10 protein-coding genes are annotated in these 10784 nt (G+C 50.9%); 1 reads left to right on the top strand and 9 read right to left on the bottom strand.

Annotation, left to right across the window (positions count from 1 at the left end; genetic code table 11):
- The first annotated feature begins 123 nt into the window (after positions 1-123).
- On the top strand, positions 124-1191 hold the full coding sequence (ytvI, locus tag DXA36_RS10760; RefSeq protein WP_118679006.1) for a sporulation integral membrane protein YtvI: 1068 nt from the start codon (positions 124-126) through the stop codon (positions 1189-1191).
- Here ytvI and DXA36_RS32700 read toward each other — a convergent pair.
- The 9 genes from DXA36_RS32700 to DXA36_RS10715 all read right to left on the bottom strand — a co-directional run bounded on the left by DXA36_RS32700 (position 1184) and on the right by DXA36_RS10715 (position 10782).
- Positions 1184-1393 carry a hypothetical protein gene (locus DXA36_RS32700; RefSeq protein ID WP_147366573.1) on the bottom strand — a complete coding sequence of 70 codons (210 nt, stop codon included), beginning with the start codon at positions 1391-1393 and terminating at the stop codon, positions 1184-1186. The two genes, ytvI and DXA36_RS32700, sit on opposite strands and share 8 nt — an antisense overlap.
- A 158-nt stretch (positions 1394-1551) precedes the next feature.
- Entirely contained in the window at positions 1552-1830 is a 279-nt protein-coding gene (locus DXA36_RS10750) for a type II toxin-antitoxin system HicB family antitoxin (protein ID WP_118678958.1), read from the bottom strand.
- A 124-nt stretch (positions 1831-1954) separates the two neighbouring features.
- Complete coding sequence (locus DXA36_RS10745) at positions 1955-3247, bottom strand: ATP-binding protein (RefSeq protein ID WP_118678956.1); 1293 nt, start codon at positions 3245-3247, stop codon at positions 1955-1957.
- A 181-nt stretch (positions 3248-3428) separates the two neighbouring features.
- Positions 3429-5759, bottom strand: a complete 2331-nt coding sequence (locus DXA36_RS10740; RefSeq protein ID WP_118678954.1) for a penicillin-binding transpeptidase domain-containing protein — start codon at positions 5757-5759, stop codon at positions 3429-3431.
- 130 nt (positions 5760-5889) lie between these two features.
- On the bottom strand, positions 5890-6507 hold the full coding sequence (locus DXA36_RS10735; RefSeq protein WP_118678952.1) for a precorrin-8X methylmutase: 618 nt from the start codon (positions 6505-6507) through the stop codon (positions 5890-5892).
- Positions 6508-6577: 70 nt separating this feature from the next.
- Entirely contained in the window at positions 6578-8077 is a 1500-nt protein-coding gene (locus DXA36_RS10730) for a cobyric acid synthase (protein ID WP_118678950.1), read from the bottom strand.
- On the bottom strand, positions 8062-9129 hold the full coding sequence (locus DXA36_RS10725; protein WP_182479008.1) for a pyridoxal phosphate-dependent aminotransferase: 1068 nt from the start codon (positions 9127-9129) through the stop codon (positions 8062-8064). Before DXA36_RS10725 ends, DXA36_RS10730 begins: the two co-directional genes overlap by 16 nt.
- Positions 9130-9181: 52 nt before the next feature.
- Complete coding sequence (gene cbiB / locus DXA36_RS10720) at positions 9182-10132, bottom strand: adenosylcobinamide-phosphate synthase CbiB (protein ID WP_118678946.1); 951 nt, start codon at positions 10130-10132, stop codon at positions 9182-9184.
- Positions 10093-10782: a histidine phosphatase family protein gene (locus DXA36_RS10715; RefSeq protein ID WP_118679004.1), complete on the bottom strand. Its 690-nt coding sequence runs from the start codon at positions 10780-10782 to the stop codon at positions 10093-10095. The genes cbiB and DXA36_RS10715 overlap by 40 nt, the downstream gene beginning before the upstream one ends.
- Positions 10783-10784: the final 2 nt, after the last annotated feature.

The raw sequence follows: 10784 nt of genomic DNA, 5'->3' as shown, positions 1-10784 counted from the left end.
GACACCGCTCTGCCAGCGGGCAGAAGGCCATTTTGTTCCTGCGAAGTTTGAGTTAGTTATGTTACAGTTAGCAATTCAGAAAGGATATGGCAGTTAAGCCCGGCTTTATTGCCTGACAACGAAATGGAAAAAAGAAAAGCGTTTCTCATTAATTTTTTGTACTTCGCACTGCTGCTTTGCGCTGCTTTTTTGGTTCTGAAATATGGGCTTCCCATGCTGGCTCCCTTTGTAATAGCTTTCGTCATCGCCTATCTCTTGAAAAAGCCAGTGATATATCTGGCCCGGAAGCTGCGCCTGCCGAGGAAACCTGTAGCCATCCTGCTTGTGCTCGTTTTTTACAGCACAATCGGGCTGTTGATATCCCTGCTGGGCATCCGCGCCTTCTCCTCCTCCAAGGATCTGGTGCTGAATCTTCCGCAGATTTATGCCGCGCATGTGGAGCCTGTATTAACAGGCATTTTCGGAAATATCGAACAAAGCCTGAAAAACATGGATCCCTCCCTGGTATCTGCGCTGGAAGAGCTTTTTAACCAATTTATCCAGTCACTTGGGCAGATGGTTTCCAGCCTTTCCATGGGAGCCATGGGCCTTATCTCCGGGGCTGCCTCTTCCCTTCCCGGACTTTTTATCAAGCTGCTGCTCATGATTATTTCCACATTTTTCATTGCGGCGGATTATGAAATGCTGACCGGCTTTTTTCTCCGGCAGCTGGGAGGCAAATCCAAACAGGTATTTCTTCAGATTAAAGAATATGTGGTCGGCACTCTTTTTGTATGTATCCGATCCTATGCCCTGATTATGACCATTACCTTTATTGAATTGTCCATCGGCCTGAGCATCATCGGTGTCAAAAATTCCATCCTTATCGCCTTTCTGATATCCGTATTTGATGTTCTTCCCGTATTGGGTACCGGCGGAATTATGATTCCCTGGATGGTTATCGCCGCTCTGACGGGAGATTATCCTCTTTCCCTGGGATTGCTGATAGTTTATTTATTCATAACCGTTATCCGTAATATTATCGAACCCAAAATTGTGGGAAGCCAGATCGGCCTGCATCCGGTGGTGACACTTGCCAGTATGTTCGTGGGCGTACAGCTTCTGGGCGTCATCGGGCTGTTCGGTTTTCCCATCAGCCTTTCTCTCCTCCGGCATCTGAATGAAACCGGTACGATCCATATATTTAAATAGCAAACGCAAACTTCGCAGGCGCAAAATGGCCTTCCGCCCGCTGTCTGCGGCGCACTGCCGGGATGGAAAAGGAATTTTCTTCAGCGCCTTTCAGGCCTTGGAGATGAGACTGTTCAAGTGTGTCAGCCTCATCTGACACACTTGATGTCCTCAGGCTCATCGGAATGCCCGGCCTGATGGACTGAGGAAAATCCTTTTCCATCCCGGCAGCACGCCGCAGACAGTGGCGGAAGGCCATTTCGCGCCTGCGAAGTTTGCGTGGCAAATCCGAAAAAAACCGGCGGACAGAATGGATATCTGCCGCCGGCCCTCTTATTGCCTGTACCTGCTCCATAACTTCACAGTAACAGGTTCCTGTAATTAATCATTGTCCGGAAGGAGTTTGATTCGAACAAGGATCTTTCTCACAATCTGACCCTCTTCCAGGTCCAAATCGTCCTCATGGGTCTGGGAAGGCAGTTCGCATTCCTCTTCCTCCATCTCCGCACAAATCCAGTTATATGCCGCATCCGCAGCATTATCAATAGCATCCTCCAAATCCGGCCCTTCTGCCTCGCAGCCTTCCAAATCCGGAAATACCACGTGATAGCCTGAGCCTTCTTTTTGGGGTGTAAAAACTGCCGGGTAGGTAAATGTCATTGTCAGCCTCCTGATTTAAAATATATTTTTTACTCAAACTTCCCAGGTGCCAAAAGACGCCCCGCAGACAGCGGGCGGAGGGGCTTTTGGCACCTGAAAAGTTTGAGTTTTTTATTAATATCGGTTATATACAAAACACACTATACAAGGGAACTGCTTTTATACCTTTTACAAACCCAAAATTACGTGTAGAAATCCGTATCGCATAAGTCGGTTCGTATTTTTCCATATATACCATTAAACTTTTGGCCTTCACATGTTCTCCTGCCTTGCATTCCACCGGTATCACATGGCTGTCCTTCTGAATCAGGAAATCCACCTCAGCAGTACTGTCCGACTCCCAATAGTGCAAATCGTATCCATTCGTTTTCAATGCAATTGAAACATAATTTTCCGTTAGAATACCACGGAAATGCTCTGTTTCTTTATTTGTCATAGCTTCCAGCGACATTCCGATTCTTGCAGACATAATTCCCATATCACTATAATACAGCTTGAAAGCTGTAAGATCCTGATATGCTGCGATTGGAAAAAAGCCCTGCTTGCTTTTCACACACTTATGGACAATTCCAGACCGTATCAGCCAGTCGATTGCATCGCCATATTGTGATGTCCTTGCTCCCGACTTAATTAATTTATATTGAAACTTTTTTGTATCTTTTGCCAACTGCGCAGGCAACGAATCGTATGCTTCAAAAATACGGATTGTATTCGATTTATCTGCATATTTTGTCATATCCGCAATATAAGAATTTAGAAGCATTTGTCTTATTTCACTTTGATCAATTGGGCTATTCGCCAAAATGTCCGCTTTCACCGCTGCCGGCATCCCGCCAACGATACAATAATGGTAAAATTCCTGCATTGCTTCCTCATGAAGCAATTCATCCATCGGTTCGTTTTTTTGAAAATGATCCCGGATTGTATCTGCCAAAAGCTGCTTTCCCTTTGCCCACAAAATTTCTTCCAGATCCATGGGATACATTGTCACCATTTGAACCTTTCCAACCGGGAATGAATATTTATCACGATTTATCGCTACACCCAGAAGACTTCCGGCTGCGATTACATGATATTCCGGTGACTCCTCCTGAAAATACTTTAACGAAGTCAATGCTCTTTCACATGCCTGAATTTCATCAAAAATGATAAGCGTATCTTCTGGAATGATTTTTGTTTGATAATATTTTTCCAAAATAGACACTAAATAATCCGGGTGAATATCTGTCTCAAAATAGATTCCAATTTTCTCATCTATCTCGAAATTCACATATACCGTATTCTTATAATAAACAGCTCCAAATTCCTGCATCTCAAACGTTTTTCCAACCTGTCTCGCCCCATAAATAAGCAAAGGCATTCGTCCTGTTTTTTTCTTTTTCCATTCATGAAGCTTTTCTGTTATTTTTCGTTTCATATATCCCCCTCATACCGCAGGCTTGCCTGCAATACTGCACCAATTAGTAGCATGAGAGAACTTCCAAGCTCATCCTCTATTAGGTAACATATCATAATACACCAGATTCGTCAATATTTATGCATTTTATTACACATATAAGTACGAATCCGTGTAACAACGTAACAGGCCGGATGGTGCACTAGTCCCGGCTGAAATAAGAATCCAGGACAGAATTTGTCTTATTCACAACGTAGCCGCTTCCGCCTCTTCCTTTCACATCTTCCGTCATGCTGAGCAGAAGAATCGGGGTACCGGTATCTTTTTGCGTGGTAAAAACACAGAACCAGCCCAGCTCGGTACCGCTTGTATCCTCTTTGGACAGTTTGATTTCCGCTGTCCCGGTCTTACCGGCCAGGGGAATATCCTCCCGATAAGCCTCATGCCCGGTTCCGTGCGGGGAACGCAGCACCTGCTCCAGCCCCTGTTCCACCAGAGCCGCCGTATCCGGCGTATAGGCCTTTTCCAGCCATATTTCCGGTTCCGCTTCCCCCTTATAGAGCAGATAGGGGCGGATAATATCCCCTCCGTTGGCGAAGCCGGTATAGAGGGCTGCCAGATGAAGCGGGTTTACCAATACTTCCCCCTGCCCGTAGCCGCTGTCCGCCAGCTGGATTTCGGAATCGATTCCTTCGCTGTTGGAATACTGAGAAGCCGCCATGGATATTTCAAAGGGCATCGGTTCCCCGAAGCCCAGCTTTTTCAGGGATTCTATCAGGTTATCGCTGCCGATCCGCAGGGCCGCCTTCGCAAAATAAATATTATCGGAGTAAATGAGGGCATTTTCCAAGGTGACCGGCTCGTAAGCGTGAAGTGTGGTCACATAATAATTTCCCCAACCCGCGTCCTTCTGCCACTGCAGCCCTTCGTTTCCATAATCCATATCCGGATCAATCGCTCCGGTTTCAAGGCCGATAGCCGCTATCACCGGCTTAAAGGAAGAGCCGGGACTCAGTTTCTGACGGAACCGGTTGTAAAGAGGAAGCCTCTCATCCTCATTCAGACTGTCCCAGAGCGTCTGGGACATACCATATACGAAATCCCTGCTGTCAAAGGACGGCGTACTCACCAGGGCCAGTACCTCCCCGGTAAAGGGATCCATAGCCACTGAACAGCTTTTATCCTCTGCATATGCCGCATATAATTCTTTCTGAAGCCCCGCGTCAATCGTAAGCTTTATCGTCTGACCGTCCCTTTTGGGTACCTGTGCCAGAACGCTTTTCTTTTGACCCGCATCGTTGAGAATAGCAATTTCACAGCCGTCCTGGCCTTTCAGCTCTTTTTCATACAACAGCTCCATCCCGCTTCTTCCGATAACGCTGTTGGCCCGATAGCCCTCTCCCGGATGTTTTTCCAAATCCTCCGCTGTCACCTGCTGGATATAACCCGTGAGATGGGAGGCCGCCCTGCCCAAGGGATAATCCCGGATTTCCACATCGGTAATCAGCACCCCGGGAATGTCCAGCAAAGCTTCCTCCAGCTCTATTTTCCGCTGTACCTCTTCCCCCGGCGCCTCTGCCATAAGCTCCTGCTCCGTCAGCTTCTGTATGGTTTTAATGGGCACAAAGGAATCCGCCTTCACCCATTTGGCCGCCAGCTTTTTCTCTATGCTTTCCGGCGACACCTCCAAAAGCGCAGCCAAACGTTCCACCGATGCCGAGTGCTTCTTATCGCCTTCCACGGCGCTCTCCGGCAGGCCTTCCGTCTCAGAAGTATCTTCCGTCTGTGCTTCCGTATTCACTGTACCGTCTGCCGTCATTTCCATTACTTCAGCGCTTCCCTCCGATAATACCTCGTCGCCGGCCTCTGCAGCACTTTCCATTTTTCCGGGAACAAGCCCCACCGAAGACCCTGTACCTTTTCCTGCCAGAAGCTTACCGTTCCGGTCCACGATTTCTCCTCTTGCCGCCTCTTCCCTGGTTACCTTGACTTTATCTGTCGCCGTCAGATCGGGAAAAATCAAACCGTCATCCCAAACAAGCACATACGGATATCCTTCTTCCTCTTTTTCCAGCTTATTCTTCAGAAATACGGCCTTATTGGAAAACGATATCTCTCCCGCCGCCGTATCCATCCTGGTTTCATAAAAAACTGTCACCGCCTGGCTGCCGCTTTCCTGCGTCTCCGTGATTTCCACCTGCACTCCCGAAGCCTCAATCCCTTCATATATGTTCCGGTTACGCTCTACAAAAGCCTCAGGGGAAATCGCCCCACGGCTTTGCTCATCCAGCATTCCATACATCGCTTCATAGCTTTCCGTTTCGATCCCCGCCATATAATAAACCAGCAGTTCCCCGGGAGTCCTCGGCTCCGCCGGCTTATCCCCTGCTGCCGGCAGAATTTTTTTCACTCCCAGATACCCCAGAACACCAAGCCCGGCAACCACAAGAACCGATACCGCCGCCAACAGCAGCCTTCTCCCATATCTCCGGCTTCTCCGCCCTTTTCTCCTGCGTCTTCGTCTCGCGGACATAACAAGTACCTCCCTTATACGGTAAACGTTCAGACAAGCAGGAACTGTTCCTGTTCCTGCTCTTCCAATCTTTTTATATCCTACAGCCGTAATACTTGCATGTCAACTTTTTTCTTTCTCCTGCCGTCCCTTACAGCTGATACAACAAAGCATTGCAGATCGCCGCCGCTACATTGCTTCCCCCTTTACGGCCCCTCGCCACAATAACAGGCACTCCCGCCGTAAGAATCAGCTCTTTGGCCTCCACCACATTAACAAACCCCACCGGAACGCCGATAATCAGCCGGGGACGGATCCTTCCCTCCCGGATCAGCTCATACAGGCGGATAAGTGCCGTGGGCGCATTGCCGATGGCAAAAATAAAATCTTCCTGCATGGAAGCAGCCTTCTCCATGCTCACTGCCGCTCTGGTGATTTCGCGCCGGGACGCCTGCTCCGCCACATCCGCATCCGCCATGAAGCAATGGACACCTCCTCCCAGCTGTTCCAGTTTTTTCTTGTTGATTCCCGCTTTTCCCATATTGGTATCCGTAACGATGGAGACACCGCTGCGAAGGGCATCCAGCCCTTCGTCCACCGCACCTTCCGAAAAGAAAAGTGTGTCGGCATAACTGAAATCCGCCGTGGTATGAATGACCCGTTTTATGATAGGCTTCTGTACCGGATCCAGCTCCCTCCCCAGTTCTTCTTCAATGATGGCGAAGCTTCTTTTCTCGATTTCTCCGGGCGTATATTGTTCCAGATTCATTTTATTATTCCTTTCCGGTAACCGTTGTGTACCCTCACAGGTACCCTTTTCTCTTCTTTCAGCCGCCCCTTCAGGCGCGGTCAATGATCCGGTACACAGCATCCATATCGAGATGTGTCCGTATCACTTCTGCCAGCCGGTCGTACTGTTCCTGTTTATAAGCCTGTAAATCCCTGTACGTCCCGGGCTGTATTCCTTTTTCCCGGTAGAGGGGCGTAAGCAGTCCCTGCAGGAGGCCGGGGGAATCCAGGATCCCATGGATATAAGTTCCGCATACATTATTTTTTACGGCTCCATCGGCATATCGCTGTCCTGTCACACAGTCCGTAACGTCGGCAAAATAATCGCAGCCCCCATCCGCCGTGGTTTCCCCCATATGGATTTCATACCCCTCCGCGCCCGCGCCGCTCATCTGTTCAAAAACGCCGGAAAGCTTTTTCACCTTTCCCTCCACTCTGGTACGGTGCTTGCTTCCCCGGAACCGGGTCACTACAGGCAGAAGCCCAAGGCCGGCCATCTGTCCGCCATGCTCCACGCCGTCCGGATCCTCCAGCCGGTTCCCCAGCATCTGATAACCTCCGCAGATCCCCATAATCCGGCAGCCGGATACGGCCAGCTTCTGTATCCTGGCTTCCAGGCCGTTTTCCCTCATCCACAGCAGATCCGCCATCGTATTTTTGCTCCCGGGAAGCAGCAGTAAATCCGGATTTCCCAGTTCCCCTGCCGTCCTTACATACCGGACCGAAACCTCTTCACAGCCCTCCAGCATTCCGAAATCCGTAAAATTGGATATATGCGGCACCCGGATTACCGCTGCATCTATCCGGCCGGCCGCCGTATGCCGGTCCAGCTTTTCCGAGAGGCTGTCTTCTTCATCAATATCCAGCCTGACATAAGGGATGACGCCGGTAACCGGGATCCCGCATTTGTCATACAGCTGCTTAAGGCCCGGATCCAGAATGGATTTATCCCCCCGGAATTTATTGATAACCAGTCCCTTCACTCTTGCCCGTTCTTCCTCTTCCAGCAGCCATATCGTCCCGAGCAGCTGTGCAAATACACCGCCTCTGTCAATATCTCCCACCAAAAGCACCGGCGCGTCCACAAGTGCGGCAAGCCCCATATTCACAATATCATTTTCCTTCAGATTGATTTCCGCCGGGCTTCCCGCCCCTTCGATAACGATGATATCATACCGGCTGTCCAGTTCGCCGTAGGCTTTCATAATCGAAGGGATCAGACTTTTTTTCATGCGGAAATAATCCCGCGCCTCCCGGTTTCCAAACACCTCACCATTAACAATCACCTGGGAACCCATATCGCTGTTAGGCTTCAGTAAAACAGGGTTCATCCAGACGTTCGGCTCAATGCCCGCCGCCTCCGCCTGCATTACCTGGGCCCGCCCCATTTCCAGCCCGTCCCTGGTAATATAAGAATTTAATGCCATATTCTGGGATTTAAACGGGGCCACACGATAACCGTCCTGCCGCAGCACCCGCAGGATACCCGCCGTCAGTATACTTTTTCCCGCATTGGACATCGTCCCCTGGATCATCAGATTTTTTGCCATGCTGCTTCCTCCTCCATAAGCGCACGCAGCAGCGCTTCGTTTTCCGTTCTGCTGCGTACCGCGATTCTATAATCCCCTGTCCGCAGCTGCCTGTAATTCTCACAGCTTCGGATCGCTATCCCCTTATCTGCAAGCAGCCTGTCCAGTCCGGGCGCTCCTTCCAGAAAAATATAATTCGCCATGGGGGGATAGACCCGGTATACCAGCCGCGGTACTTTTGCAAGTCCTTCCCGAAGAAACGCCTGCTCCCGGGCTATATAAGCCACCGTTTCTTCCACATATGTTTTTTCCTTCAAAGCCGCAAGGCCCGCCGCCTGGGCCGGAATGGAAACATTCCAGGCAGGAAGCTGAAGAAGGATACGCCGGATCACTTCCCGGTTTTCACATATCCCATATCCCAGCCGCAGGCCCGGCATGGCATACAGCTTGGTAAAAGCATTCAGGATCAGAAGGTTTCCGTAATCCCGGAAATACCGTCTCATACTCCGCTGCCTGTATTCTCCGGAAAAAGCAAGGAACGCCTCATCCACAGCCAGCCAGATCCCTTTTTCCGCCGTCAGTTTTACAATCCGTTCCATGAGAGAAGGCTCCGTACAGCTTCCCGTCGGATTATTGGGATTGCAAAGAAACAACAGGCTGCCCGCTTCCTGCTTCTCCAGGAAAGCAAGAAACTCTTCGTCTGCCCGGAATCCGTTATCCCTTTTTAATGGATAATATCTGACCGGACAACCGGCGGATAAAAACGCCCGTTCATACTCCGAAAAGGTCGGTGCAGGAAGCAGCCCTGCCGCCGGCTGCAAAGCCCGTACCGCCGCATAGATCAATTCAGAAGCCCCGTTTGTGCACACAACATTCTCCGCCTTCGTCTCCCAGTCCCCGGCAATCGCCTCCCGCAAAGACAGACTGTCCGCCTCCGGATACCGCACAGCCCGGCACAGGCTGTCCTTCAGCGCTGCAAGCACACCGGCCGGCATACCCAGCGGATTGATATTGGCAGAAAAATCGTAGCGTATATTCCTGCTGCCCCTGCCTCCATGTTCAAATAAATCCATGTTCTTCTCTCCCCTGCCTTTTACCTGACCAATCTGTCGGAACGGATACTTTTTACAGTATCCACCGAAGCAGCAGCCCTCCTGCACACAAAGCAGCCGCAGAAACATATAAGAGCCTGTTTGCCCTGACGATATCCTCCGGTTCCACGGGCCGGTCCCCATCCCCGATAAACGGTTTTTTCACCACTTTTCCGAAATAAACCGCGTCTCCTGCCAGCGCTACACCAAGCGCTCCCGCGCAGGCGGCTTCCGTCTGTGCGGAATTCGGGCTGGCATGCTGAAACCGATCCCTGCGCCAGATGCAAAAGGCCCCTTTTCCGTCCAGCCCGCACAGCCAGGCCGCAGCAATCATGAGTAAGGCGGCCAGACGGGACGGGATCATGTTTACCACATCATCCAGACGGGCCGCCGCCCTTCCGAAATACAGATATTTTTCATTCTTGTACCCCAGCATGGAATCCATCGTATTCACCGCCTTATAGGCAAATCCGGCAACCGGCCCTCCCAGGAGCATATACAGAAGAGGGGCAATACTGCCGTCCGAGGTATTTTCCGCCACGGTTTCCACCGCCGCCTTAGTGATCCCTTCCGCAGACAGCACCGCCGTATCCCTGCCTACGATCATGGAAACCGCCTTCCTCGCTTTCTCCACATCCCCTTCCCGCAGTGCCCGGCATACTTTCATGCTCTCCGCCTTCAGACATTTAGTCGCCATGATCTGATAGCACATAAAAGTCTCCAGCACAAGCCCCACAGCCGGATGCAGCCAATAAGCCGCTAAAAGCAGAAGAGCGGGCAGCAGGGCACAGCAAAACACCATGATCCCCACAAGCAGCGCACCGGCTCTCATCTGCGCCTCCGGAGAGCTTTCGGGACGGCGGAGCTTTTTTTCCAGCACCTGAATCCCCTTCCCCATGGCACGGACGGGATGCGGCATCCAATACGGATCCCCAAACAGCAAGTCTAAGATAAATCCTGCGAAAATACTAATGGATGTATACATGAAAGCACAATCTCCCCTTTTTCATTCTCCCGGGCCAATCCTTCCGCCAGACAGCAATATCCCTCTCCGCTCCCGCACTGATAGGAATAATACCCGCCGCCTTCCGGGCCAAATCGGTCAAGCAATGCCATAATTGTCCCTCCATGGACAACAACGGCAGCCGTTGTTGAACATAAGGATGGCCCGCCGAGCGCGGCATCCGTTGTTTCTGTTCCCCTCCCGGAATCCTTCCGGCTTCTGCACACTGCCGCCAGCTCTTCAAGCCCTCGGGCACACCTGTCCTGGAAAAGCTTCCGGCTCTCCCCCTGCGGGAACGCAAGCTCCCCTCCGCTGTCAATCCAGGCCTGATACAAGGGATTTCCCGTCAGTTCCCGGTAATTCTTCCCTTCAAACAACCCGAAATCGCATTCCCGGAAATCTTTTATCACCACCGGTTCCTGCCCCGGATACAAAAGTTCCGCTGTTTCCAGGCACCGTCTCATCGGACTCGCAAACACCACATCCGCTTCCGGATATTCTCCTGCCGCCTTCCTTTTCTCCAGCACACGCCGTCCCTCCTCACACAGGGACTCATCCGTTGTGCCGATATACCTCTTTTCCCGGTTTCCTTCCGTCATTCCATGCCGGATCAGTATCAGACGCCAAACCATAT

Origin of the sequence: Eisenbergiella sp. OF01-20 (genome assembly GCF_003478085.1) — a bacterium.
In the GTDB taxonomy this organism is placed as follows: Bacteria; Bacillota; Clostridia; order Lachnospirales; family Lachnospiraceae; genus Eisenbergiella.
The sequence above is the reverse complement of the archived record's forward strand: the minus strand, read 5'-3'. Positions and strand labels throughout refer to the sequence as shown.